Here is a 229-nt window from a genome sequence, read left to right on the forward strand (position 1 = left end):
CAGTACCATTTTATTAACTGTTTCAGGAATTACCAATTGGTTAAAAATCATATTTGATAATACAATTATAGACGAGCATAATGATTTTGATATATCCAATAACACATTCACCGCACCGCATAATGGGATTTATGAAGTATATGTACAGATGAAAGCCTCTTCATTGGTTTCTGCTGAAGATTTAGGTGTAGGGATTGTTGTGAAAAAAGGAGCTGGTGCTCCAACAGTG

At 34.5% G+C, this 229-nt stretch carries 1 protein-coding gene; it reads left to right on the forward strand.

What is annotated here, in order from left to right:
• Positions 1-229 (forward strand): hypothetical protein (locus SB772_RS46330; protein ID WP_410839309.1); only part of this gene is annotated, 229 nt, incomplete at both ends.

It is taken from the genome of Paraburkholderia sp. SIMBA_030 (genome assembly GCF_046535245.1).
Taxonomy (GTDB): Bacteria; Pseudomonadota; Gammaproteobacteria; order Burkholderiales; family Burkholderiaceae; genus Paraburkholderia.